The organism is Thermohalobaculum sediminis (genome assembly GCF_023487995.1).
Classification (GTDB): Bacteria; Pseudomonadota; Alphaproteobacteria; order Rhodobacterales; family Rhodobacteraceae; genus Thermohalobaculum; species Thermohalobaculum sediminis.
The window spans coordinates 462,497-485,377 of record NZ_JAMFKN010000002.1 but is presented as its reverse complement, the minus strand read 5'-3'; the positions used below and the strand labels follow the sequence as shown (position 1 = coordinate 485,377).

Annotated in this window: 22 protein-coding genes, 1 other RNA gene and 1 pseudogene; 13 read left to right on the top strand and 11 right to left on the bottom strand. The window is 72.4% G+C overall.

The window, feature by feature from the left end:
- Window positions 1-16: 16 nt before the first annotated feature.
- Together M1105_RS06225 and M1105_RS06220 are read right to left on the bottom strand one after the other, a co-directional pair.
- Entirely contained in the window at window positions 17-235 is a 219-nt protein-coding gene (locus M1105_RS06225; RefSeq protein WP_249579477.1) for a hypothetical protein, read from the bottom strand.
- The gene (locus M1105_RS06220; RefSeq protein WP_249579476.1) at window positions 232-3,876 is read right to left on the bottom strand and encodes a hydantoinase B/oxoprolinase family protein; all 3,645 of its coding nucleotides are present in this window, start codon (window positions 3,874-3,876) and stop codon (window positions 232-234) included. Before M1105_RS06220 ends, M1105_RS06225 begins: the two co-directional genes overlap by 4 nt.
- A 99-nt stretch (window positions 3,877-3,975) precedes the next feature.
- Between M1105_RS06220 and M1105_RS20625 the strand changes: the two genes are divergently transcribed.
- From M1105_RS20625 to M1105_RS06210, 3 genes are all read left to right on the top strand, one after another.
- Window positions 3,976-4,104: a hypothetical protein gene (locus M1105_RS20625; protein ID WP_264759551.1), complete on the top strand. Its 129-nt coding sequence runs from the start codon at window positions 3,976-3,978 to the stop codon at window positions 4,102-4,104.
- Window positions 4,101-4,637, top strand: coding sequence for a GNAT family N-acetyltransferase (locus M1105_RS06215; RefSeq protein ID WP_249579674.1), 537 nt, complete (start codon window positions 4,101-4,103; stop codon window positions 4,635-4,637). The genes M1105_RS20625 and M1105_RS06215 overlap by 4 nt, the downstream gene beginning before the upstream one ends.
- An 84-nt stretch (window positions 4,638-4,721) precedes the next feature.
- Window positions 4,722-5,402: a molecular chaperone DjiA gene (locus M1105_RS06210; RefSeq protein WP_249579475.1), complete on the top strand. Its 681-nt coding sequence runs from the start codon at window positions 4,722-4,724 to the stop codon at window positions 5,400-5,402.
- Between the two features lie 75 nt (window positions 5,403-5,477).
- Here the strand turns inward: M1105_RS06210 and M1105_RS06205 are convergent, their stop codons facing one another.
- Window positions 5,478-5,963, bottom strand: a complete 486-nt coding sequence (locus M1105_RS06205) for a flavin reductase family protein (protein WP_249579474.1) — start codon at window positions 5,961-5,963, stop codon at window positions 5,478-5,480.
- Between the two features lie 53 nt (window positions 5,964-6,016).
- Window positions 6,017-6,946 carry an NAD(+) diphosphatase gene (gene nudC, locus M1105_RS06200; protein ID WP_249579473.1) on the bottom strand — a complete coding sequence of 310 codons (930 nt, stop codon included), beginning with the start codon at window positions 6,944-6,946 and terminating at the stop codon, window positions 6,017-6,019.
- A gap of 162 nt (window positions 6,947-7,108) precedes the next feature.
- On the opposite strand from nudC, the gene ffs reads away from it, so the two are divergent.
- The 5 genes from ffs (at window position 7,109) to recR (ending at window position 11,048) form a co-directional block, all read left to right on the top strand.
- An RNA gene (gene ffs / locus M1105_RS06195) (signal recognition particle sRNA small type) lies at window positions 7,109-7,205 on the top strand.
- 131 nt (window positions 7,206-7,336) lie between these two features.
- Window positions 7,337-9,133: a DNA polymerase III subunit gamma/tau gene (locus M1105_RS06190; protein WP_249579472.1), complete on the top strand. Its 1,797-nt coding sequence runs from the start codon at window positions 7,337-7,339 to the stop codon at window positions 9,131-9,133.
- A 1-nt stretch (window position 9,134) separates the two neighbouring features.
- Window positions 9,135-9,476, top strand: coding sequence for a YbaB/EbfC family nucleoid-associated protein (locus tag M1105_RS06185; RefSeq protein WP_249579471.1), 342 nt, complete (start codon window positions 9,135-9,137; stop codon window positions 9,474-9,476).
- A 7-nt stretch (window positions 9,477-9,483) separates the two neighbouring features.
- Entirely contained in the window at window positions 9,484-10,455 is a 972-nt protein-coding gene (locus M1105_RS06180; RefSeq protein ID WP_249579470.1) for a dimethylarginine dimethylaminohydrolase family protein, read from the top strand.
- Window positions 10,452-11,048, top strand: a complete 597-nt coding sequence (gene recR / locus M1105_RS06175; protein ID WP_249579469.1) for a recombination mediator RecR — start codon at window positions 10,452-10,454, stop codon at window positions 11,046-11,048. The genes M1105_RS06180 and recR overlap by 4 nt, the downstream gene beginning before the upstream one ends.
- Window positions 11,049-11,282: 234 nt before the next feature.
- On the opposite strand, the gene M1105_RS06170 is transcribed toward recR, so the two are convergent.
- Window positions 11,283-11,969 carry a pyrimidine 5'-nucleotidase gene (locus tag M1105_RS06170; protein ID WP_249579468.1) on the bottom strand — a complete coding sequence of 229 codons (687 nt, stop codon included), beginning with the start codon at window positions 11,967-11,969 and terminating at the stop codon, window positions 11,283-11,285.
- A 21-nt stretch (window positions 11,970-11,990) separates the two neighbouring features.
- On the opposite strand from M1105_RS06170, the pseudogene M1105_RS20910 reads away from it, so the two are divergent.
- Window positions 11,991-12,449: pseudogene (locus M1105_RS20910) on the top strand (class I SAM-dependent methyltransferase); the annotation flags it as partial.
- Window positions 12,450-12,828: 379 nt separating this feature from the next.
- Here M1105_RS20910 and msrB read toward each other — a convergent pair.
- Window positions 12,829-13,221: a peptide-methionine (R)-S-oxide reductase MsrB gene (gene msrB / locus M1105_RS06160; RefSeq protein WP_249579466.1), complete on the bottom strand. Its 393-nt coding sequence runs from the start codon at window positions 13,219-13,221 to the stop codon at window positions 12,829-12,831.
- A 127-nt stretch (window positions 13,222-13,348) separates the two neighbouring features.
- Here msrB and M1105_RS06155 point away from each other — a divergent pair, with 127 nt between their 5' ends.
- The 4 genes from M1105_RS06155 (at window position 13,349) to M1105_RS06140 (ending at window position 18,127) form a co-directional block, all read left to right on the top strand.
- Window positions 13,349-14,113, top strand: coding sequence for a GNAT family N-acetyltransferase (locus M1105_RS06155; RefSeq protein WP_249579465.1), 765 nt, complete (start codon window positions 13,349-13,351; stop codon window positions 14,111-14,113).
- An 83-nt stretch (window positions 14,114-14,196) separates the two neighbouring features.
- A complete protein-coding gene (locus tag M1105_RS06150) occupies window positions 14,197-15,129 on the top strand; it encodes an alpha/beta hydrolase (RefSeq protein ID WP_249579464.1) in 933 nt (310 codons plus the stop codon).
- Window positions 15,130-15,173: 44 nt separating this feature from the next.
- Window positions 15,174-17,027 (top strand): DNA mismatch repair endonuclease MutL, encoded by a 1,854-nt coding sequence (gene mutL / locus M1105_RS06145; protein WP_249579463.1) that lies wholly within the window; start codon window positions 15,174-15,176, stop codon window positions 17,025-17,027.
- A complete protein-coding gene (locus M1105_RS06140; RefSeq protein WP_249579462.1) occupies window positions 17,027-18,127 on the top strand; it encodes a DNA recombination protein RmuC in 1,101 nt (366 codons plus the stop codon). The genes mutL and M1105_RS06140 overlap by 1 nt, the downstream gene beginning before the upstream one ends.
- Before the next feature lie 166 nt (window positions 18,128-18,293).
- On the opposite strand, the gene M1105_RS06135 is transcribed toward M1105_RS06140, so the two are convergent.
- The 5 genes from M1105_RS06135 to M1105_RS06115 all read right to left on the bottom strand — a co-directional run bounded on the left by M1105_RS06135 (window position 18,294) and on the right by M1105_RS06115 (window position 22,831).
- Window positions 18,294-19,427: an endonuclease/exonuclease/phosphatase family protein gene (locus tag M1105_RS06135; RefSeq protein WP_249579461.1), complete on the bottom strand. Its 1,134-nt coding sequence runs from the start codon at window positions 19,425-19,427 to the stop codon at window positions 18,294-18,296.
- Window positions 19,428-19,434: 7 nt separating this feature from the next.
- Window positions 19,435-20,418 (bottom strand): threonine ammonia-lyase, encoded by a 984-nt coding sequence (locus M1105_RS06130; RefSeq protein WP_249579460.1) that lies wholly within the window; start codon window positions 20,416-20,418, stop codon window positions 19,435-19,437.
- The gene (locus M1105_RS06125) at window positions 20,415-21,263 is read right to left on the bottom strand and encodes an alpha/beta fold hydrolase (protein ID WP_249579459.1); all 849 of its coding nucleotides are present in this window, start codon (window positions 21,261-21,263) and stop codon (window positions 20,415-20,417) included. The genes M1105_RS06130 and M1105_RS06125 overlap by 4 nt, the downstream gene beginning before the upstream one ends.
- Window positions 21,260-21,946 (bottom strand): haloacid dehalogenase type II, encoded by a 687-nt coding sequence (locus M1105_RS06120; protein ID WP_249579458.1) that lies wholly within the window; start codon window positions 21,944-21,946, stop codon window positions 21,260-21,262. The genes M1105_RS06125 and M1105_RS06120 overlap by 4 nt, the downstream gene beginning before the upstream one ends.
- Window positions 21,947-22,165: 219 nt before the next feature.
- Window positions 22,166-22,831, bottom strand: a complete 666-nt coding sequence (locus M1105_RS06115) for a TVP38/TMEM64 family protein (RefSeq protein ID WP_249579673.1) — start codon at window positions 22,829-22,831, stop codon at window positions 22,166-22,168.
- Between the last annotated feature and the right edge of the window lie 50 nt (window positions 22,832-22,881).

Genomic DNA, 22,881 nt, shown 5'->3' with positions numbered 1-22,881 from the left:
TGATCGACCAACCGATTCAAATCAGCATCCCCACCACCATCACCGCGAGGCCGAAGAAGCCGATGCCGACGGCCGCGCCGTTCATCAGGATCAGGCGGCGCAGTTCGGCCTCGAGCGCGCCGGGCTCGAACTGCGAGGCGCGGATGCGGGCGGCGCGCTGGATGCAGCGGACCAGCATCAGCACGCCCGCCACGGCGATGGCGATGCCGGCATAGACGATGACCGTGCCGGTCATCCCGGCCGGCCCCAGCCGCCGCCGCCCGGGGTTTCCAGCACCCAGGTATCGCCGGCGGCAAGCTCGCGCTTGTCGGCGGAGTTCAGCACCTCCTCGCGCCCGTCCGCGCGCAGGATGCGCGAGCGACCCAGCGCGCCGGGCGCACCGCCCTCGAGGCCGGGCGGGGGCACGACACGGTGGCCCGACAGGATCGCGATGGTCATGTCCTCGAGGAACCGGATGCGGCGGGTCACGCCGTTTCCGCCCCGGCAGCGCCCCTCGCCACCGGTGCCCTCGCGGATCGCGAATTCCTCGAGCACCACGGGGAAGCGCCATTCCAGCACCTCGGGGTCGGTGAGGCGCGAATTGGTCATGTGGGTGTGCACGCCCGAGGTGCCGGGATGCCCGGTGCCGTCGTTCAGCACGCCCGCGCCCGAGCCGCCGCAGATCGTCTCGTAGTATTGATACTTCGCGTTGCCCCAGGTGGTGTTATTCATCGTGGACTGCGCCGCCGCCTGCACGCCGAGCGCAAGGAACAGCGCCGAGGTCACGGCTTGCGAGGTCTCGACATTCCCCGCGATCACCGCCGCCGGATACTCGGGCGACAGCATCGTGCCCTTGGGCAGGATGACGCGGAGCGGCTTCATCACCCCCTCGTTCATCGGGATCGCGTCGTCGACGAGGCAGCGGAAGACATAGAGCACGGCCGCCCGCGTCACCGGCTCGGGCGCGTTGTAGTTGGTGCGCAGCTGCGCGGTCGTGCCGGTGAAGTCGACCGTGGCCGAGCGCGCGGCATGGTCCACGGTGATCTTCACCCGGATCTCGCGCGGCTCGCCGTCGAAGCCCGGATCCATCCGGTAGACATACTCGGAATCCCGCAGCGCCTCGATGCGCTGACGCACCAGTTCCTCGGCATTGTCCTGGACATGGCCCATGTAGGCGCGCACCACGTCGAGCCCGAAGTGATCGACCATGCGGCGCAGCTCCAGCGCGCCCTTCTCGCACGAGGCGACCTGCGCCTTGAGATCGGCGATGTTGATGTCCGGCGCGCGGGCGGGATACTTCGCGCCGGTCAGAAGCGCGCGCATCTCGGCTTCGCGGAACTGTCCGGTCGGGCCGTCGACCAGCAGGAAATTGTCGATCAGCACACCCTCGTCCTCGACCACGCGGCTGTCGGGCGGCATCGAGCCGGGGGTGAGCCCGCCCACATCGGTGTGGTGGCCGCGGGCCGAGGTGTAGAACAGCACCTCGCCGCCCGCATCGTCCCACACCGGCGTGACCACGGTGATGTCGGGCAGATGCGTGCCGCCATTGTAGGGCGCGTTCAGTACGAACACATCGCCCGGGCGCATCCTTGGGTTCTGCGCGATCACGGTCTTCACCGAGGCGGCCATCGAGCCCAGATGCACCGGCATGTGCGGGGCGTTGGCGATGAGATCACCCTCCGCGTCGAACACGGCGCAGGAGAAGTCGAGCCGCTCCTTGATCGTTACGCTGGCCGCGGTGTTTTCCAGCACCGCGCCCATCTGCTCGGCGATCGACATGTAGAGGTTGTTGAAGACCTCGAGCATCACCGGATCGGCCTGGGTGCCCACGGCCACGCCCTCGCGCGGCGCGACGCGGTGCAGCACGACGTGGTCGTGCGCGGTGATGCGGGCCTGCCAGCCGGGCTCGACCACGATCGAGGTGTGCGGCTCGACCAGCACGGCGGGGCCGGTCAGGCGGTCGCCGGGGCGCATCGCCTCGCGCAGCACGAAGCGGGCGTCGTGCCATTCGCCCTGGCTGAAGAAGGGGGCCGTCTTGGCGGTCTCGATGTGCGACTCGGGCCGCTCGCGGATCGGTTGGGTGGCTTCGGCAAGGTCGGCGGCGGCGCCGATCGCTTCGGCGGAAACCGCCTCGATCACGAGGGGCACGTCGCCCGCGTCGAAGCCGAAGCGGGCGCGGTGAGCCTCGCGGAAGGCGGTGCGCATCGCGGCCTCGGTGCCGAAGGGGATCGGCAGGGCGGTGTCGGTGCCCTTGACCTTCAGCATCGCGGTCCGGGCGACCCGGATCTGGGCCTGCGCCACGCCCTGGCGCTCGACCTCCGAGAGCGCATCGACCCCAAGCCGGTCGAGATCGGCCGCGGCCTGCAGGCGGCTGTCGGCCGACAGCACCGCCTCGACCGCCTGCTGGCGGCTCGCGCGGATGTCGGCCAAGCCCATGCCATAGGCCGATAAGAGCGAGGCCATCGGGTGGACGAGGCAGGTCTCCATGCCCAGCACATCGGCGATCAGGCAGGCGTGCTGCGCCCCCGCGCCGCCGAACACGGCGAGGCAGTATTCGGTCACGTCATGGCCCTGCTGGACGCTGATCTTCTTGATCGCGTTGGCCATGTTCTCGACGGCGATCCTGAGGAAGCCGTCTGCGAGTTCCTCGGGCCGCTTGCCGACCTGCGTTGCCATCGCCTCGAACGCACGCCGCGTTGCCGCGGCGTCGAGCGGGCGGTCGGCATCGGGGCCGAAGATGGCGGGGAAGAATTCGGGGCGCAGCTTGCCGGTCAGCACGTTCGCATCCGTCACCGCGAGCGGCCCGCCGCGGCCGTAGCAGGCAGGGCCGGGGTTGGCGCCTGCGCTTTCGGGGCCGACCCGAAGGCGCGTGCCGTCGAATTGCAGGAGCGAGCCGCCCCCCGCCGCCACGGTGTGAATGTTCATCATCGGCGCGGTGATGCGCACGCCCGCGACCATGGTGTTGAGCACCCGTTCGTAGTCGCCCGCGTAGTGGCAGACATCCGTCGATGTACCGCCCATGTCGAAGCCGATCACCTGACGGAAGCCTGCAATCTCGGCGGTGCGGGTGCAGCCCACCACGCCGCCCGCGGGACCCGACAGGATCGCGTCCTTGCCCTGGAAGAAGCGCGCGTCGGTGAGGCCACCGGAGGACTGCATGAACATCAGCTTCGAGCCGAGGTCCTGTGCCTCGTCCGCGCCCTCGAAGGCCTCGGCCACGCGATCGACGTAAGCGCGCAGGATCGGGCTGAGATAGGCATCGACTACGGTGGTGTCGCCGCGGCTGACCATCTTCATCAACGGCGAGACCTCGTGGCTGACCGACACCTGCGGAAAGCCGATTTCGCGGGCGATGGCGGCGGCGCGGGCTTCGTGCGCCTGGTGGCGGTAGCCGTGGACGAAGACGATGGCGACGGCGCGGACGCCCTCGTCGAATGCCGCGCGCAGGTCGGCCTCGAGCCGCGCTTCGTCCAGCGGCCGCTCGACGGTGCCGTCGGCGCGGATGCGCTCCTCGGCCTCGATGGTGCGGCTGTGCAGCATCTCGGGCAGGACGATGTGGCGCGCGAACAGGTCGGGCCGGTTCTGGTAGGCGAGGCGCAGCTGCTGGCCGAGGCCGCGGGTCGTGACCAGCACCGTCGGCGCACCCTTGCGTTCCAGCAGCGCGTTGGTCGCGACCGTCGTTCCCATCTTCACCCGGCCGATGCGCGCGGGCGGGATCGGGGCGTCGGGCGCGAGGCTCAGGAAGCCGCGAATCGCATGGAGCGCGGCATCGTCATACTGCTCGGGATTCTCGGACAAAAGCTTCCGCGTGGCGAGGCTGCCTTCCGGGTCGCGGGCGACGACGTCAGTAAAGGTGCCGCCACGGTCGATCCAGAAGTCCCAGGCACCGTCCGACATGACCCCAGCCCCTTGCATCGACGTGGCAAAAGTCCACTTAACTGTGGACCCGCACCGCTTAGACGATTAGCGTGAGAAGGGAAAGAGAGGGAGACTGGCATGATCCTGGCCATTGTCGCGTTCGCTCTTCTGACTGCCGGGCTCGTGCTCCTGTCCCGGCGGCCCGAGGAGCGTCGGGTGCCCATCCGGGTCCGCCGCGACGTCCATCCCCGCGACCGGCGCCGCTGACCGGGCCCGCGCCGCTTCTCGCCACGGCAGGTCCTTGCATCAGGCCCGCCGGGGAACGGGATCTCGACTCGATCCGCGACATCCTGAATGCCGAGATCCGCTCCGGCACCGCAAGCTGGGCCGAGACCCTCAGGACCGCCGATGACATGACCGCCTGGCTCGCCGCGCGCGAGGCCGGGGGCTTCCCCGTGATCGTTGCCGAGGCCGATGGGCGCGTCGCGGGCTATGCGAGCTTCGGCCCCTTCCGCACGGGCGAGGGATATCGCTTCACGGTCGAGCACTCGGTCTATGTGGCACACTGGGCCCGGCGGCGCGGCGTCGCGCGCCTGCTGATGGAGCGCCTGATCGCCGAGGCCCGCCTGAGAGGGCTGAGACGGATGGTGGGCGGCGTGAGCGCCGACCAGACGGCGAGCCTTGCGCTGCACCGGGCGGTGGGTTTCGAGGAACAGGGGCGGCTTGGCGGCGTCGGCGTGAAGTTCGGGCGCCCGCTCGATCTGGTGCTGATGGTGCGCCCGCTCGACGCGCCCGGCTGACGCGGACCCCTCTGCGGCGCCGTGCCGCTGCGACTCACCGCGGCTTGAGGCGACGTGCGAGTCGCGCGTGCTAACATCCGAATCATGTCGATCTGGACGCGAATCGGGGAAAGCCTGGCCGCGCTCGCCCGTGGCGAGCCGCTGAGCCGCGTCTTCGAGCGGCTCTCGACGCCGCCCGAGCGCACCGTCGCCTTCACCATCGCGGTGATCGCGCTGGGCGCCAAGATGGCCAAGGCCGACGGGCAGGTGACCCGCGACGAGGTGGCGGCCTTCCGCGAGATCTTCACAATCCCTCCCGCCGACGAGGCGAACGCCGCGCGCATCTACAACCTCGCGCGCAGCGATGTGGCGGGCTTCGACGTCTATGCCCGCCGCATCGCGCGGATGTTCGCCGACCGGCCCGAGGTGCTGGCCGATCTGCTGGAGGGGCTGGTCTACATCGCGGTGGCGGATGGCGAGTATCACCCCGCCGAGGACGCCTACCTGGCCGAGGTCGCGCGCATCTTCGGCATCGGGGAGGCGCGTTTCCGCGCGATGCGGGCCCGCCACCTGCCGGGCGAGATAGACCCCTGGGCGGTGCTGGGGATCGAGCCGGGCGCCGACCCGGCCGAGATGCGCGCGCGCTACCGCGCGCTGGTGCGCGAGTTGCACCCCGACCGGATGGTGGCGCGCGGCGTACCGCGCGAGGCGCTCAGGCTGGCCGAGCAGCGGCTCGCCGTCGTGAACGAGGCCTATGCGCGGCTGAGGGCCGAGATGGCCGAGTGACGGCCGCTCGGCCCCGGCCACCGAACCGGGGCAGCGGCGGATGGAGGGCCGTGCAGGATGGGCCGAGACCCGCGCTCAGCCCAGTGCCGCGAAGGCGCCGCCGTGGTAGACCAGCGCCTTGCCCTCGTGCCGCGAGAAGCCGAGCACACGGCCCATCAGGATGTCGTGATCGCCCGCCGCCACGCGCTCGTGCATCGCGCAGTCGAAGCGCGCGAGCGAGCCGTCGATCAGAGGCGCGCCGTGGCGGCCGGGCTTCCACGAGACGGCGGCGAACTTGTCGGCGCCGCGGGTGGCGAAGACGCGGGCCACCGCCTCCTGCTCGGCCGCGAGCACGTTCACGGCGAAGCCCCCGGACGTGCAGAAGATCCGGTAGCTCGCCGCCGTATGGGCGAGGCAGACCAGCAGCAGCGGCGGGTCGAGCGAGACCGAGGTGAATGAGTTGGCGGTGAAGCCCACCGGCTCGCCGGTCTCGCCGTCCATCGCGGTCACGATGGTCACGCCGGTCGCGAAGGCGCCGAGCGCGCGGCGCAGGCCGGCCGTGTCGGTGGGCGGGTGCATCATGGGCCGTTCCGTCTCCTTCGTGCTGCCCGCCATAGATAGTGCGCCCGCGGCGCTCAGACAGGATCGGCCTCGCCCGCGAGCCAGGACGACAGGAGGACGCGCGCAATCGCATCCGCCCGCGGCGAGCCGAGGCGCGGGTGCCGCCCGTCCAGCATCGAGGCCAACTCGGCCCGCGGCAGCCACAGCGCGTCCTCGAGCTCGGTTGCGTCGCGGGTGATCTCGTCCGTCAGCGCCTCGGCAGTGCAGCCGAGCATGAGGCTCGCGGGGAAGGGCCAGGGCTGGCAGGCGAGATAGCGCACCCGGCCCACGCGCACGCGGGTCTCCTCCCAGACCTCGCGGCGCACGGCGTCCTCGATGGTCTCGCCGGGCTCCATGAAGCCGGCGAGGCAGGAATAGAGCCCTGCGGGCCAGGCCGACTGGCGCCCCAGCAGCACGCGCGTGCCGTCGGTCACCAGCATGATCACCACCGGGTCGGTGCGCGGGAAGTGCAGCGCGCCGCAGCCGCCGCAGCGCCGCCGCCATCCGCCGTCGTCGGGCGCGGTGGGCTCGCCGCAGCGGGCGCAGCGGGGATGGGTTTCGTGCCAGCCCAGAACGCCCTTGGCGGTGGCGGCGATGCTCGACTCGGCCGGCGCAAGCTGGGCTGCGACCGAGCGCAGGTCGATGAACTTGACCCCCTCGGGAAGGCGGGGGTCGGGGCCTTCGGCGGAATACGCGGGCACATCGGCCGCGAAGCAGGGTGCCCCGCCCGCGAGGCCGAGGAACACTGGCGCCTCGCGCGCCTCGGCCAGCAGCGGGTCGGCCGGGGCAAGCCAGTTCAGCGCCGGCGCCGCACCGCGCAGGTCGATCGCCGGCCGCCCGCCCGCGAGCGCGAGGACCCGCGCCTCAGCACCGGCAAGCAGCCCCGCCGCCCCCGCCCGCAGATGCGCCGCGCGGTCGAGCGCGGCCGAGCCGTCCGCGAAGGTGATGGGAAGCGAGAGCGTCATGGGCGGGCAGCCTGCAGGCAAGGGGCGAGGAGGCCCTGAATGCCAGACCGGCGCTGGGGCCGCAATCCCGCAGCCGCCCGCGCCACGCACCTTCCCGCGCGCGCCCTGACCCCTGCCCGGCCCCGGTTGTGCGCCGCGCCGCGAATCGCTATATCCGCGGGCGAGAGGTTGGCGCGGGCGAGCGCCTCGCCAACCCGGTCAGGTCCGGAAGGAAGCAGCCGTAACGAGCCCCGCTTGGGTCGCTGTCCAGCCTCTCACCTCCCGCGCCGCATCATCCCTGCGCCCCGACGCCGTGCCCGGGCCTGCGCGCCGCGCCGGGGTCATCCGTGCTTGCCGCGGCCCGCATCCGCGCCCTAATCTGCCGCCGATCCCCCTGAGACCGGAGAGCCGATGGCCGATGCCGCCCCCCCGACCGATGCCGCCACGCCCTATCAGGTGCTGGCGCGCAAGTATCGGCCGGGCCATTTCCGCGACCTGATCGGGCAGGAGGCGATGGTGCAGACGCTCACCAACGCCTTCGCGCTGGACCGTATCGCGCATGCCTTCATCCTCACCGGCGTGCGGGGCGTGGGCAAGACCACGACGGCGCGGATCATCGCCAAGGGGCTCAACTGCACGGGTCGGGGCGATCAGCCCACCATCGACCCCTGCGGCGAGTGCGACGCCTGCCTGTCGATCGCGGCGGGTCGCCACGTCGACGTCATCGAGATGGACGCGGCCTCGAACACCGGTGTCGACAGCATCCGCGAGATCATCGACTCGGTGCGCTACCGCGCGGCGCAGGCGCGCTACAAGGTCTACATCGTCGACGAGGTGCACATGCTCAGCACTTCGGCCTTCAACGCGCTCCTGAAGACGCTGGAGGAGCCGCCAGCGCATGTGAAGTTCATCTTCGCGACGACCGAGATCCGCAAGGTGCCCGTCACCGTGCTCAGCCGCTGCCAGCGCTTCGACCTGCGCCGGATCGAGCCCGAGGTGATGATGGAGCATCTCGGCGCGATCGCGGCGCGCGAGGGGGCGAAGGTCGCGGCCGACGCGCTCGCGCTGATCACTCGGGCGGCCGAGGGGTCGGTGCGCGACGCGCTCTCGCTGCTCGATCAGGCGGTGGCGCATGGGCAGGGAGGCGAGACCGACGCGGCCGATGTGCGCCGGATGCTGGGGCTCGCGGACCGCGGCCGTGTGTTCGACCTCTTCGAGGCGATCATGCGGGGCGATGCGGGGGCCGCGCTGGCCGAGCTTGGTGCGCAATACGCCGAAGGAGCGGACCCCGCCGTGGTGCTGCGGGATCTGGCGGAACTCACGCACTGGATTTCGGTCCTCAAGATCTCGGAGACGGCCGCCGAGGACCCCACCGTCTCGCCCGACGAACGCAGGCGGGGGCGGGAACTGGCCGCGAAGCTGTCCATGCGGGTGCTGACGCGGGCCTGGCAGATGCTGCTCAAGGCGCTCGAGGAACTCGGCGTCGCGCCCTCGGCCATGATGGCGGCCGAGATGGCGGTGATCCGGCTTTGCCACGTCGCCGACCTGCCGACGCCCGGCGATCTGGTGCGGCGGCTGCAGGAGGCGGGCGGCCCAGCAGCTGCCGGCGCGCCGTCGGCTGGCGGCAGCGGTGGCGGTGGCGGCACGCGGGCCGAGGGCCCGCCGCTCAGGGCGATCGCGGGCGGGGTCACGGCGGCCGCGGCGCCGAGGTCCGCGCCGGCCGCCCGGCTCGCCCCCGCCGGGATGCCGCTCGAGGACATCGCCGCGATGGTGGCGGGCGAGCGCGACATCAAGCTGCTCGACGAGCTCGAGCGCTTCCTCAGCCCCGTGGCGCTACATCCGGGCGTGATCGAGTTCAACCCGCGCCCCGGCGCGCCCGCCGACCTTGCGGGGCGGCTTGCGCAGATGCTGCACCGCGTGACCGGACGGCGCTGGTCGGTGGCGGTGAGTGACCAGCCGGGCGGGCAGACGCTGGCCGAGCGCCGGGCCGAGGCCGAGGCGGGGCGGATGCGCGATGCAGCGCGCCACCCGCTGGTGGCCGCCGCGCTCGCGGCCTTCCCCGGCGCGAAGATCGGCGCGGTGCGCCCGCTCAGCGATCTGGCGCCGGGCGCCGAGCCCCATTATCTCGCCCCCGTGCCCGAGGACGACGCCGTCGACATCGAGGGCGACATCCTCGACATGGACGACCCCTTCGGAGAGGAGAGCTGACATGCTCAAGGGACTGGGCGACATGGCCAAGCTGATGCGCGAGGCCCAGAAGATGCAGGAGCGCATGGCCGAGGCGCAGTCCCGCATCGCCGGGATGACCGCCGAGGGCTCAGCCGGCGCGGGGCTGGTGCGCGCGACCGCCACGGGCGAGGGCGAGGTCAAGGCGCTGAAGGTCGATCCCTCGCTCCTCGACGGCTCGATGGAAAAGGAAGTGCTCGAGGACCTCATCGTCGCCGCGGTGAACGACGCGGTGCGCCGTGCGCGCGAGCAGGCGCAGGGCGAGCTTGCGAAATTGACCGAGGGGCTGCCCCTGCCCCCGGGCTTCAAGTTCCCCGGCATGTGAGATGGCGATGGACGGCGAGACGCGAGGCGCGCCGCTCGGCAACAGCTTCGGCACCGCCGCGTATGGCGGCGAGGCGTGGTCGCAGCGCGTCGCGTCGCATGGCGAGGAAATCGGCACGCACTGGGCCGCGTGCGGAATCGCCAACGAATGGGCGCCGCTGACCGCGGTGCTGCTATCGGCGCCCGGGCCCGCGCTCGCGGCTGCCGGGAAAGAGGCCGACCGCAACCAGCTGCTCGCGCCCGTCGACCTGGGCCGCGCGGCCGAGGAGCATGCCCGCATGGCCGACGCCTACCGCGCCGCGGGCGTCGCGGTGCTCGAGGTGCCGCCCTCGGCCACCCATCCCAACCAGATGTTCTGCGCGGACCTGTTCGTCATGACCCCCGAGGGCGCGATCCTCGCGCGCCCCGCCTCGACCGTGCGGGCGGGCGAGGAGGTGGCGGTGGCGGCCTGCCTCGCTGCCGCGCGGGTGCCGATCCTGATGACGCTGCGGGGCGAGGCCACCTTCGAGGGCGCCGACCTCATGTGGCTCGACGCGGGCTGTGCCATCATCGGGCGGGGGCTACGCACCAACGACGCCGCGATCGCGCAGATCGGCGGGCTGCTGGGCCAGATGGGGGTCGAGACGCTGGCCGTCGACATGCCCTTCGGCACCATGCACCTGATGGGGATGCTGCGCATTCTGGACCGCGACCTGGCCGTCGCCTGGCCGCGGCGCACGCCGCATGCGGCGGTGATGGCGCTGCGCGCGCGCGGCTATCGGGTCGCCTTCCTGCCGGATCTGGGCGAGGCCGGCACCAACAACGCCATGAACGTGGTGACGCTGGGACCACGGCGCATCCTGATGCCGGGCAACCCCGCCGCGCGGGCCTTCTATGAGGCGCTGGGCGTCGAGGTGACCGAGACGCCCACGGCGGAACTCAGGAAGGCCGCGGGGGCGGTGGGCTGCCTCTCGGGCGTGGTGGCGCGGGCGCGGACGTGAGCGGCGGGCCCGAGATCGAGCGGCTGATCGAGCTGATGGCCAAGTTGCCGGGCCTCGGCCCCCGCTCGGCCCGGCGCGCGGCGCTGGCGCTGGTGAAGAAGCGCGAGCGGCTGCTGCTGCCGCTGGCGCAGGCGATGGCGGAGGTTGCCGACAAGGTCGGGCTCTGCGAGGTCTGTGGCAACATCGCCACCGGCCCGCGCTGCGCGATCTGCATCGACGCGCGGCGCGATGCGACGCGGCTCTGCGTGGTCGAGGACGTGGCCGACCTCTGGGCCCTCGAGCGCGCGGGCGTGTTCAAGGGGCGCTACCACGTGCTGGGCGGCACGCTCTCGGCGCTCGACGGTGTGACGCCCGAGACGCTGCGGATCCCGGAACTTGCGGCACGGGTGCGCGCGGAAGGGGTGGTCGAGGTCATCCTCGCGGTCGGCGCCACGATGGACGGGCAGACCACGGCGCATGTGGTGGCCGACTATCTGGACGGCACCGGAGCCGAGGTCACGTCGCTCGCCAAGGGCGTGCCGGTGGGGGGCGAGCTCGACTATCTCGACGACGGGACGATTTCCGCCGCGCTGGCGGCGAGGAAGGCGTTCTGAGGACGATGCAACGCGACGCCCCCCCGCCCCGGGGCGACGTGGAAGAGGTGCCGCGGCTGCGAGGGGGCCCCGGCTCCGGGGCCGGGGCTGCGGAACTCCGGCCGAGCGGCGCTTCCTCGGATGCTGGCGCAGCCTTCGCTGCCGCGGACTCGACCCGGGGCCTCGCGGAGGTGGCATTTCGCACAGGCGCTGACCCCGGCGCCGAGGCCGGGACAGCGACGATGGCCGGGCCCGTCAGCGCGGGTCGCCAAGAAAGCGCGTGAGGCAGGTGATGCGCCGGTCGACGTGATCGGGCGCCTTCTCGCCCGCCTTGTGGCAGACCCAGACCGTCGCCATGCCGCGGGCCTTGGGGACCGCGAGGTTGCGGGCATCGTCCTCGACCATGGCGGCGCGGGCGGGGTCGAAGCGGGCGTGCTCGCGCACCCGGTCATAGGCGGCGGCCGAGGGCTTGGGGATCAGCCCCTTGTCCTCAATGCCGTAGACAGCCTCGAACAGCCCGTCGAGGCCGCGGGCGCGCAGGACCCGCTCGGCATGGGCTCGGGCACCGTTGGTGTGCACAATCCGCCGCCCCGGCAGGCGGGCGAGGGCGTCCGAAAGCGCGGGGTCCGGCTTCAGCCCCGACAGGTCGATCTCGTGCACATTGTCGAGGAAATCCTGCGGATGGATGCCGTGGTGGTCCACGAGCCCCTTCAGCGTGATGCCGTAGCGCTCCCAGTAGAGCCGCCGCAGCCGGTCGGCCTCGGTCCGCGCGACACCCAGCGCGCCGGAAATGAAATCGGTCATCCGGCGGTCGATCTGGTCGAACAGCCGCGCCGAGGGGTGATAGAGCGTGTTGTCGAGATCGAAGACCCAGGTCTCGATCCGGGCGAAGTCGGTCGCGGCGGGCGCGGCGGCGGGCATTGTCAGCGGGGCTCGGGTCATCGCAGGATCCGACTATGGCCAATGCGGCGGCCTGATGGGAGGGCGAAGATGGCCGAAGCCGAGGAATGGGCCGGGCGGATGGGTCTCGAGTGGGCGCGCCACGTGCAGGCGCTCGACCGCCAGCTTGCGCCCGCGGGGGCGCTGGCCGTCGCGGCGCTCGACCCGAAGCCTGGCGAGCGCGTGATCGATCTCGGCTGCGGGGCGGGCGCGATGGCGCAGGCCATCGCCGCCGCCGTCGTGCCGGGCGGGTCGGTCACGGCGGTCGACATCTCGCCCGATCTTCTTGATATAGCCCGGGCGCGCGCCGGCATGGGCTGTGTCCGCTTCCACGAGGGCGACGCCGCGCGCCTCGATCTGGGCGAGCCGCATGACGCGCTGTTCTCGCGCTTCGGCTGCATGTTCTTCGACGACCCGACGGCCGCCTTCACGCGGCTGCGGCGCGCGCTGAAACCCGGCGCGCGGGCGGTGCTCACGGTCTGGGCCGAGATGGCGCGCAACCCCTGGGCGCGGATCCCGGCCGAGGCCGGGCAGCGCGTGCTGGGCCCGGCCGAGGCGAAGCCCGCCTATTCGCCCGGCCCGTTCGCATGGGCCGAGCCCGCCTATCCGCGCGCGATCCTCGAGGCCGCCGGGTTTCGCGACATCGGCTTCGACGAGTACGCGATCGAGCTGGTCATCGGAGACGGCACCGACCCGGACCCCGTCGAGCGCGGCATCGCGCTTGTCCTGCGGATCGGCCCGCTCGCGCGGCGGCTGAGGGCCGCCGATCACGACACCCGCGCCCGCGTGGCGGCCGAACTGCGGACCGCGCTCGCGCCCCATGTCCGGGACGGCTGGCTGCGGATGGAGGGCGTCATCCGGATCATTCGGGCTCGAAGCTGAGCGCCACGCCGTTGATGCAGTAGCGTAGCCCCGTGGGCCGCGGTCCGTCGGGGAAGACATGGCCCAGATGCGCGTCGCAGGCGGCACAGACCACCTCGGTGCGGCGCATGAACCAGCTCCGGTCGTCATGCTCCTCGACCGCGCCGGGGGCGGCGGGCTGCCAGAAGCTGGGCCAGCCGGTGCCGCTGTCGAACTTGTGGGCGGCGTCGAACAATCCGGCGCCGCAGCAGACGCAGCGGAAGGTACCGGGCGCTTTCGGGAAATCGTCATGGGTGAAGGGCCGCTCGGTCCCCTTCTTCCGGGTGACGCGATAGGCTTCGGGCGAGAGCTGCGCGCGCCATTCCTCGTCGCTGCGGGAAACCTTCTGCCTCATCGCGGGTTCTCCATGTGATGACGTTGCGGCAGCCGTCATACTGCTGTCGCGCCCGGCCCCTTATATAGATCGCAGGGCGCGCCCGCGCATCCCGCGCAGCGCCGCCGCTCCGGGACGGAGGTCTCACATGTTCGGAATCGGGAGATACAGCGCACGCCTGGCCGCGACGCCCGAGGACATCCGGCGCTGTCAGCAGCTTCGCTATCTCGCCTTCATCGCCGGCCGGGGCCTCGGTGGCGAGGGGCAGGACCTGGACGCGGATCGTTTCGACGAGGTCTGCCAGCACATGATGGTCGAGGAGGTCCGCACAGGGCGACTGGTGTGCTGCTTCCGCATGATGCCCCTGCCCGACGGCACCGAGATCGAGCGAAGCTATTCGGCGCAGTACTACGAGCTTTCCGCCCTCAGGTCCTTCCCCGGCAAGATGGTCGAGATGGGGCGCTTCTGCATCCATCCCGAGCACCGCGACCCCAACATCCTGCGCACCGCCTGGGCCGCGATGAGCGCCCATGTCGAGCGCGAGGGGGTCGAGCTTCTGTTCGGCTGCTCGTCCTTCCAGGGCGTCGATGCCGAGGAATACCGCGACGCCTTCGCGCTGCTGCGCGAGAAGCATCTCGCGCCCCGCCGCTGGCTGCCGCGGGTCAAGGCGCCGGCGGTGTTCCGTTTCGCCACGGCGTTTCGCTTCCTCAAGCCGGACCTCAGGCTTGCCATGCGCCGAATGCCGCCGCTTCTGCGCAGCTATCTGGTGATGGGCGGCTGGGTGTCGGACCACGCGGTGATCGACCGCGACCTCAACACGCTCCATGTCTTTACCGGGGTCGAGGTCAGGCGCGTGCCGCAGGCACGCGCGGCGCTGCTGCGGCCTCGCGGTCCCAGCCCGGCCGGGGCGTGACGCTCGGGCATTTGCGCGGGAACCGTGGCGCGTTATGACGGCAGGCGCCGGGGCCTCGCCCGGCCACTTGCCGGAGCCTGCCGATGACCGCCGCCTCGCCGTTCGACCCCGCCGCCGTCGCGCCCGAGACGGCGGCCTTCAACGAGACGCTGGAAAAGGCGCTGGCGCTGATGCCGCCGGTCCACACCATCCCGCCCGAGCTCACGCGCAAGGCGCGGGCCGAAGGGCGCGGGGTGTTCCCGATGGCGGGGCCGCTGCCGGGCTCGGACTGGGTCTCGATCCCCGGCGCGCCGGGTGGACCCGGGCGGGTGCGCCTGACCCCCGGCGGGGGGCGGGGCACCTACCTGCACATCCATGGCGGCGGCTGGACGCTGGGTTGCCCGGACCAGTCCGACGCCCACAACCAGCGCATCGCGCGCAACACGGGGCTCGATGTCGTCTCGGCGCAATACCGCCTCAGCCCCGAACACCGCTGGCCCGGTTGCGCCGAGGATGCCGAAGCCGCCGCACGCTGGGTGCTGCAGACGCGCCCCGGTCCGGTGGTGATCGGCGGCGAGTCGGCGGGGGCGCACCTGACCATGGTGACCTTCCTCCGCCTTGCCGCGGCGGGGCTGGCGGGGCGCGTCGCGGGACTGGTGCTGAACTACGGCGTGTTCGACCTGCGCATGACGCCCTCGGCGCGGGTCTGGGGGACGCGCTACCTCATCCTCTCGACCCCGGTGATCGACTGGTTCGCGGCGAACCTGCTGGATGGGGCCGACCGTGCCGATCCCGCCGTCTCGCCGCTGCTGGCCGCCCTGCCCGCAGGGCTGCCGCCCGCGCTGTTCCAGTGCGGCACGGCCGATCCGCTGATCGACGACACACTGTTCATGGCGGCGCGCTGGCAGGCGGCGGGCGGACGGGCCGAGGTGGCGCTCCATCCCGGCGGGGTCCATGCCTTCGACATGTTCGACCTCTCCATCGCGCGCGACAGCCACGCCCGGCAGGATGCGTTCGTGGCCGCCTGCGCGGCCTGAGAAGCCGTTTCAGAATCGCGTCGCCCCATGCTATGGATTGGGGCATGAACACGCCTCACCGCAACATGCTGGGCGAGCCGCCCCGAATCCGCCGCCTGTCCGAGGCAGCCGCCAACCGCATCGCGGCTGGCGAGGTGGTCGAGCGCCCGGCCTCGGCGGTCAAGGAGCTGGTCGAGAACGCGATCGACGCGGGCGCGGGCCGGATCGAGGTGGCGCTGGCCGATGGCGGCAAGACCCTGATCCGGGTGGCGGATGACGGCATCGGCATCCCCGAGGACCAGCTGGCGCTCGCCTTCGAGCGGCACGCGACATCGAAGATCGACGGCTCGGACCTCGTGAACATTGCAAGCTTCGGCTTCCGCGGCGAGGCGCTGCCCTCGATCGGGGCGGTGGCAAAGGTGCGGCTGACCTCGCGCGCGGTAGGCGCCGACGGAGCCTGGGAGATCGCGGTCGGCGCGGGCGAGATCGGTCGCCCCCGCCCCGCCGCGCGCGGGCAGGGCACCACGGTAGAGGTGCGCGACCTGTTCTCGGCCACCCCCGCCCGGCTCAAGTTCCTCCGAACCGAGCGCGCCGAGATGCAGGCGGCCTCCGAGACGCTGCGCAGACTCGCGATGGCCGAGCCGGGCATCGGCTTCGTGCTGCGCGACGTGACCGGGGGCGGCGAGGGGCGGGCGCTGATGAGCCTCGCGCCCGAGACCGGCAATGCAATGGAGGCCCGGCTCGCCCGCATCGACCGGGTGCTGGGGCAGGGCTTCGCCGGCAACGCGCTCGCCATCGAGGCCGAGCGCGAGGGCGTGCGCCTCACGGGCTTCGCCGGCCTGCCGGCGGCGGCGCGGGGAGCGGCGGTGCACCAGTACCTGTTCGTCAACGACCGCCCGGTGCGCGACAAGCTGCTGGCGGGGGCGCTGCGCGCGGCCTACGGCGATTTCATCGCCCGCGACCGGCACCCTGCCGCCGTGCTCTGGATCGACCTCGCGCCCGAGCGGGTGGATGTGAACGTCCACCCCGCCAAGGCCGAGGTGCGCTTCCGCGAGTCGGGCGTGGTGCGGGGCCTCGTTATCTCCGCGCTTCGCCACGCGCTGGCCGAGGCCGGGCACCGGGGTATCGCGACGCTGACCGATGCGGCGCTCGGCGCCTTCCGGCCGGCGGCGCCCGCCCCGCGCATGGGCTGGAGCGGGGGCGAGTGGCGCCCGCCCGCGCCGGACCTGCTGGCGGCGGGGCATGCGATGCAGGCGCCCGCCGCGGCCAGTCCCGCGGGATTTGCCGAAGCGCCCGGCCTGTCGGCGCGTGCCGAGGCGCCCCAGGCCGACGAGCCCACCGCCTTCCCGCTGGGGGCCGCGCGCGCGCAGATCCACGAGAACTACATCCTCGCCCAGACCGACCGGGGCATGGTGATCGTCGACCAGCACGCGGCGCACGAGCGGCTGGTCTACGAGCGCCTCAAGCGGCAGATGGAAGCCGATGGCGTCAGGCGCCAGGGCCTGCTGATCCCCGAGATCGTCGATCTGGGCGGCGGCGCAAGCCCTGTCATCGACCATGCCGACATCCTCGAGACGCTCGGCCTGGTGATCGAGCCCTTCGGCGAGGGCGCGGTCTGCGTGCGCGAGGTGCCCGCGATGCTGGGCGACTGCGACGTGGCGGGACTGGTCCGCGACGTGGCCGACGAAATTGCCGACGGGGGCGCTGCGGGCGGCCTGCGCGCCCGGCTCGATGCCGTGCTTTCGCGCATGGCTTGCCATGGCTCGGTGCGCTCGGGCCGCAGGCTTTCGGTCGCCGAGATGAACGCGCTGTTGCGCGAGATGGAGGCGACGCCGGGCGCGGCCACCTGCAACCACGGGCGGCCCACTTCAGTCACCCTCTCGCTCTCCGAGATCGAGCGGCTGTTCGGGCGGCGGTGATGGAGGCGTTTGCGGCGGCGCTCCGTGCCACCATCGCCGGGTCCGATCCACTGCATCTGCTGGCCGGGGCGGCCGCTGCCCTGATTCTCGCCGTTCTCATCACCGCGCGGCTCGCCGGGCGGGGCGGCGGTGCCGAGGCGCTCGACCGGCTGGGACGCGGCCAGCAGCAGCTTGTCGGTGCACTGACGCAAATGGCCGAGGCGCAGGCGGGCGCGCAAATCCGGGCGATGGAAGCGATGGAGCGTCGGCTCGACGAGGTCTCGGCCCGCGTTTCCGCCTCGCTCGCGGGATCGGCCAGCCAGACGGCCCAAAGCCTCGGCGCGCTGGGCCAGCGCCTCTCGGTGATCGACGCGGCACAGGGCCGGATCGAGCAGCTTTCCGGCAACGTGCTGGGGTTGCAGGAGATCCTGTCAAACAAGCAGGCCCGCGGCGTGTTCGGCGAGGTGCAACTGGCCGAGATCCTGCGCCACGCCCTGCCGTCCGATGCCTATGCGCTGCAGGCGACGCTGTCGAACGGGCGTCGGGCCGACGCGCTGATCCGCTTGCCGCAGCCGCCCGGGCCGATCGCGATCGACTCTAAATTCCCGCTGGAAGCCTATCGCGCGCTGGCCGAGGCGAAGGGCGAGCGCGACAGGCGCGAGGCCGCCCGCGCCCTGCGCGCGGCGGTGCAGACCCACATCGCCGACATCGCCGGGCGCTACATCATCGAGGGCGAGACCGCCGAATCCGCGCTGATGTTCCTGCCGTCGGAGGCGGTCTATGCCGAGCTCCATGCGAACCATGCCGAGGTCGTGCGCCATGGCTTCGAGCGCCGTGTCTGGATCGTCTCGCCCACCACCACCATGGCGCTTCTGACCACCATGCGCGGCGTGATGCGCGACGCCCGCATCGCGTCGGAAAGCGGCCGCATCCGGGCCGAGCTTGGCGCGCTCGGCCGCGACATCGGGCGGCTGGTCGAGCGGGTCGGCAATCTCGAGCGGCATCTGGCGCAGGCGGGCGAGGACCTGCGCGGCATCCGCATCTCGGCCGACCGGACGGCGGCGCGCGCCACCCGGCTCGAGGAGGTCGAGTTCGGCGAGGAGGTGAAGGCCGCGGAATAGCGCTGCCCCGCCTTCCGGCCTCTGCGCCCGGGCCTTGCGGGGTCAGCGCCGCGAGGGACCCCGAGGCCCCGGGTCAAGCCCGGGGCAGCGCGGTGTCCGGCGGCGCGCCAACATCCGCCACCGGTTCCGGGCCTGACCATGGACCGTCCTGACCCGGACCTTCGCGTCAAAGCCAGTCGATCCGCGCCACCAGTTGCCCGTGATCCGAGGCCAGCAGGTCATACCGCCCGCGCGGCAGCCCGCCATCGTTGAGGTGATCGTTGAAGGCGCGCAGATGCCTCATCCGCCCGATCTGGCGCGCATCGCCATCGCGGAAATGCACCGACAGGAGCAGTCGGTCGAGGCTCTCGTAGACTCCGCCGAAGGCCGCGGTGTGGAACGCCGCCCGCCCCACGCGCGCCGAGGCGACGGCCTCGGCCGAGTCGAGCCGCAGCCCCTCGATGCGGGCGCGGATGGCGCTGGCTTCCTCGGCGGACCACGTCCCCTCGCCACCCACGCGCGGCTCGGCGGTGTAGTCGGGCTCGGGCCGCTCGCCCGAAAGGATCAGCGCGGCATCGCCCATGTGCGGCGCGTTCACGTCGCCCGCGACGATGACCGGCAGCCCTTCGTCCAGCACCGTGACCACCTCGCGCCGCACCGCCAGCGCCTCGCCCATGCGCCGCACGCTTGCGCGGATCGCGCCCCGCGCCCGGCCCACGGCGTCGTAGGCCATGAGATCCTCCTCGGGCGCCGCCGGGCCGCCATGGGGGAACTCGGGCGTGGGCGACTTGAGATGGACGTTGAACAGCACGATCTCGCGCCCCCCGGCGTCGATGCGCGCCCACTGGATCGGGCGCGACAGGCGCGTGAGCGTCCATTCCCCCGCGAGCCCCGAGCCGAGCTGCATGAAATCGACGGAAATAGGGCGCTCGGCGATGTCCTGAAGATGCCCCGAATCGAGGATCGGGTGGCGCGACAGGATCGCAAGGCCCGGCCGGGCATGGCTCGCCGTCTCGTTGAGGTTGCGGGCAAAGCGCATGTCCTCGCGATAGGGCCGCCATTCCCCGCCCCGCCACAGCGTGCCGCGATAGCGGGCCGTGCCTGCGCCGCGCGCGTCGGCCCGCGCCGCCAGCGCGCGCAGGGCGTCGGCGTCGAACACCTCCTGCAGCGCCACGATGTCGGCATCCATGGCCAGAAGCTGGTCCGCTGCCCAGTCGAGCTTCCAGTCGAAATCGGCGTCGCTCAGTCCCTCGCCGTGATAGAACGGCCGGCCCGGCGAGACCAGGTTCTGCAGGTTGAAGGTGGCGATCGTGAAGCCCATCCCGGCCTCAGAGCATGGCGAGCGCGCGGGCGAACATCGCGGGGTCGACATTGCCGCCAGTGGCGACCGCGATCACCGCATCGCCCGCAATCTCGTCCCCGCGCGATAGCGCCGCGGCAAGCCCCACCGCTCCGCCGGGTTCCAGCACGATCTTGAGACGCAGGAACGCGGCCGCCACAGCAGTCAGCGCCTCGTCGTCCGTCACCGCAAGGCCCGGCCCTGCGCGGCGGCTCAGGATCGGCCACGTCAGCGCTCCGGGGCTGGGCGTCACGATGGCATCGCAGACCGAGCCCGACTCGGACGGGTTGCGCAGCCGCTCGCCGGCGGCGAGCGAGCGCTTCCAGTCGTCGAAGCCGGCGGGCTCGGCGGTCCGCACCCTGAGACCCGGCGCCTCGGCCTCGAGCGCGAGCGCGATGCCCGAGGCGAGGCCCCCGCCGCCGGTGCAGACCAGCACGTCGGCCTCGCGCAGCCCCGCCGCGCGGGCCTGCTCGGCCAGCTCCAGCCCCACCGTGCCCTGCCCCGCGATCACCATCGGCTCGTCATAGGGCCGCACGATGGTCAGGCCGCGCGCCTCGGCGATCTTGGCGCCCACGACCTCGCGGCTCTCGCCGCCAGCGCGGTCATAGGTCACCACCTCGGCGCCATGGGCGCGGGTGTTGGCGAGCTTGAGATCGGGCGCGTCAGCGGGCATCACGATCACGGCGGGCACGCCCATCAGCTCGGCCGCATGGGCCACGCCCTGCGCGTGATTGCCCGAGGAATAGGCGATCACGCCGCGCCTGCGGGCGTCCTCGGGCAGCGCGCTCAGCGCCGACCAGCCGCCGCGGAACTTGAAGCTACCGGTCTTCTGCAGGCATTCCGCCTTGACCAGCACCCTCCGCCCGGCCGCGCGATTGAGCAGCGGGCTCTCCAGCAGCGGGGTCCGCACCGCATGGCCGTCGAGCCTGGCTGCCGCGGCGCGGATGTCGTCGATGGTTGCGGCTTCGGTCATGCTGCGTGCTCCGCAAGAAAGGCGTCGATGGCGGCCACCGCCACCGGCTCGTCGAGGAAGGGGACATGGCCGCGGTCGGGCACCGTCACCGCGACGAGGCCGGGCTTGCGGGCCTGCATCTCGGCCAGTGTCGCGGGGCTCAGCAGGTCGGAATGCTCGCCCCTCAGCGCAAGGATCGGCACCTCGATCGCATCGAACAGCGGCCAGAGGTCGGCCGGCCCGGCGGCGAGCGCGGCCTCGACCGCGTCGCGCAGCCTTGGATCGTAGTCGAGCGCCGGGCGTCCGCCCTCGTCGCGGAAGATGCGCCGCGCCTGCGCGAGCCACGCCGCTCGCCCGAGCCCCGGAAAGCGCGGCCCGAAGCTCGCCTCCAGCCCCGCCGCCGCGGTCTCGAAATCGGGGAAGCCCGGCTCGCGGCCAAGATAGCCCATGATCGCGGCCAGCCCCGCGGGCTCGACCACCGGCCCCACGTCGTTGAGGACGAGGCACGAGACCATGCCCGGCGCCTTGGCGGCCAGCCCCATGCCGATCAGTCCGCCCCGCGAGGTGCCGAGGATCGCCGCCCGCGCGATGCCAAGATGTGCCATCAGGAGGGCTGCGTCGCCGCCCTCGACCATCGGCGTGTATTCCGCCATCGGGTCCGCGGCCCAGTCCGATCCGCCGCGCCCGCGATAGTCCATTCGCACGACCCGGTGGCGGGGCGTCAGATGCGCGCCCACCGCCTCGAAATCGCGCATGTTGCGGGTGAGGCCCGGCAGGCACAGCACCGCCGGTCCCGCCCCCGCCACGTCATAGGCAATCCTCCGCCCGTCGGCCGAGGCGAAGCGCAAGGGCGTGCCCCCGCTCACGCCGCGCCCGCCAGCCGTGGGATGCCGGTCAGGTCCGACATCTCGTGCACCGGGCGCCAGGGCAGGCGGTCGACCGGCTCGCCCCGGCGGTTCACCCAGGCGGTGACGAAGCCATAGCCCGTGGCGGCGCAGGCGTCCCAGCAGTTAGACGAGACGAACAGCACCTCGCCCCGCGCCGCGCCGAAGGTCTGGCCCACCAGGTCATAGACCGAGCGGTGCGGCTTGAACACGCCCACCTGCTCGACCGAGAGCACGGCGTCGAGCACGTCGCCGATGCCCGCGCTCTCGACCGCGCCGCCCAGCATCTCGGGCGAGCCGTTCGACAGGATCGCGGTCCTGAGCCCCGCGGCCTTCAGCGCCGCCAGCATCGAGGGGACCTCCGGGTAGGCCGCAAGCTCCCAGTAGAGCTGCAGCAGGCGGTCGCGCAGGTCGGGGTCGGCGATGCCATGGGCCTCGAGCGCGTAGTCGAGGGCGTGCGTCGTCACGCTCCAGAAATCGGTGTGGGTGCCATAGGTCGCGCGCAGCCAGGTGTATCGCAGCTGCCGCTCGCGCCAGGTGGCGGCGATCTTCGACCAGACCGAGGCGAAGGCGTCACGCCCCGGCTCCTCGGCCGCCTCGCGCGCGGCGGCGTTCACGTCGAACAGCGTCCCGTAGGCATCGAAGACGCAGGTGGTGATGGTCATGGTCGTCCCCCTCGGCTGGCATCCGGTCGCGGGCGCAGATTGCACGGGGGGGGCGGCAATGAAAAGGCCCGCCGCATCACGTGGCGGCGAGCGCGGCGGCGCCGGCGAGGGCGCGCCCGCCCGGCCCGTCGAGGGCCGGCCGGCCGCCACGTCCCGGGCTGCGCCCGTCCCGTGCGGCGCCCCCACATGCGGGGCTCGATGCCCGGCATCGCGCGACCGTCAGCGCCGGCCGAGCCAGCCCCGCCGCTTCGCAAGCCGGTGCAGCACGGCGATCGCGACGATCCCTGCGGCCGAGACGCCGATCAGCCAGGGCCAGCTCAGCTCCGCCATCGTCGCGCCCATATGCACCATGAGCACGGTGAGCGGCAGGATGCCGAGCCCCGTCGTCCAGAGGAAGGTCCAGAAGCTCACCCGCGTGAGCCCGGCCGCGTAGTTGATCAGGTTGAACGCGATCACCGGGATGAAGCGGCTCGCGAGCAGGGTGACCGCGCCCTGGTCCGCCGCCCAGTCGTCGAGCGCCGCGCGATGGCGCGCGGGCAGAAGGGCCTCGATCGCCGCCCGTCCCATCGCCCGCGCCAGCCAGAACGAGAGCGCGGCGCCCAGCATCGCGCCCGACCAGATTACCGCGGTGCCCACGAGCGTCCCGAAGGCTGCGCCCGCCGCGAGCGCGAGCAGCTCGGCGGGAAACGGAACGAAGCAGTGTACCACCATCAGTCCCGCGACGGCGAGCGACCCCCAGATCCCCGTCTGCTCGATCCAGCCCGAGAGATCGGCCCCGGCGATCCAGCGCTGGTCCAGCACCAGCGCGAGGACCCCGCCCACCACGATCAGCACGAGCAGGCCCGCGACGGCGAGGCAGTGCTGCATCTTCGGCCCGCCGGTCATCCTGTTCACGTCCCCTGCTTTGTCCTTCCCCCTTGCCGCCTGGCCGTGCT

Coding starts and splice junctions, on each gene's coding strand:
- M1105_RS06225 (WP_249579477.1), bottom strand. CDS start 235: ATGACCGGCACGGTCATCGTCTATGCCGGCATCGCCATCGCCGTGGCG.
- M1105_RS06220 (WP_249579476.1), bottom strand. CDS start 3,876: ATGTCGGACGGTGCCTGGGACTTCTGGATCGACCGTGGCGGCACCTTT.
- M1105_RS20625 (WP_264759551.1), top strand. CDS start 3,976: ATGATCCTGGCCATTGTCGCGTTCGCTCTTCTGACTGCCGGGCTCGTG.
- M1105_RS06210 (WP_249579475.1), top strand. CDS start 4,722: ATGTCGATCTGGACGCGAATCGGGGAAAGCCTGGCCGCGCTCGCCCGT.
- M1105_RS06205 (WP_249579474.1), bottom strand. CDS start 5,963: ATGATGCACCCGCCCACCGACACGGCCGGCCTGCGCCGCGCGCTCGGC.
- nudC (WP_249579473.1), bottom strand. CDS start 6,946: ATGACGCTCTCGCTTCCCATCACCTTCGCGGACGGCTCGGCCGCGCTC.
- M1105_RS06190 (WP_249579472.1), top strand. CDS start 7,337: ATGGCCGATGCCGCCCCCCCGACCGATGCCGCCACGCCCTATCAGGTG.
- M1105_RS06185 (WP_249579471.1), top strand. CDS start 9,135: ATGCTCAAGGGACTGGGCGACATGGCCAAGCTGATGCGCGAGGCCCAG.
- M1105_RS06180 (WP_249579470.1), top strand. CDS start 9,484: ATGGACGGCGAGACGCGAGGCGCGCCGCTCGGCAACAGCTTCGGCACC.
- M1105_RS06170 (WP_249579468.1), bottom strand. CDS start 11,969: ATGACCCGAGCCCCGCTGACAATGCCCGCCGCCGCGCCCGCCGCGACC.
- msrB (WP_249579466.1), bottom strand. CDS start 13,221: ATGAGGCAGAAGGTTTCCCGCAGCGACGAGGAATGGCGCGCGCAGCTC.
- M1105_RS06155 (WP_249579465.1), top strand. CDS start 13,349: ATGTTCGGAATCGGGAGATACAGCGCACGCCTGGCCGCGACGCCCGAG.
- M1105_RS06150 (WP_249579464.1), top strand. CDS start 14,197: ATGACCGCCGCCTCGCCGTTCGACCCCGCCGCCGTCGCGCCCGAGACG.
- mutL (WP_249579463.1), top strand. CDS start 15,174: ATGAACACGCCTCACCGCAACATGCTGGGCGAGCCGCCCCGAATCCGC.
- M1105_RS06140 (WP_249579462.1), top strand. CDS start 17,027: ATGGAGGCGTTTGCGGCGGCGCTCCGTGCCACCATCGCCGGGTCCGAT.
- M1105_RS06135 (WP_249579461.1), bottom strand. CDS start 19,427: ATGGGCTTCACGATCGCCACCTTCAACCTGCAGAACCTGGTCTCGCCG.
- M1105_RS06130 (WP_249579460.1), bottom strand. CDS start 20,418: ATGACCGAAGCCGCAACCATCGACGACATCCGCGCCGCGGCAGCCAGG.
- M1105_RS06120 (WP_249579458.1), bottom strand. CDS start 21,946: ATGACCATCACCACCTGCGTCTTCGATGCCTACGGGACGCTGTTCGAC.
- M1105_RS06115 (WP_249579673.1), bottom strand. CDS start 22,831: ATGACCGGCGGGCCGAAGATGCAGCACTGCCTCGCCGTCGCGGGCCTG.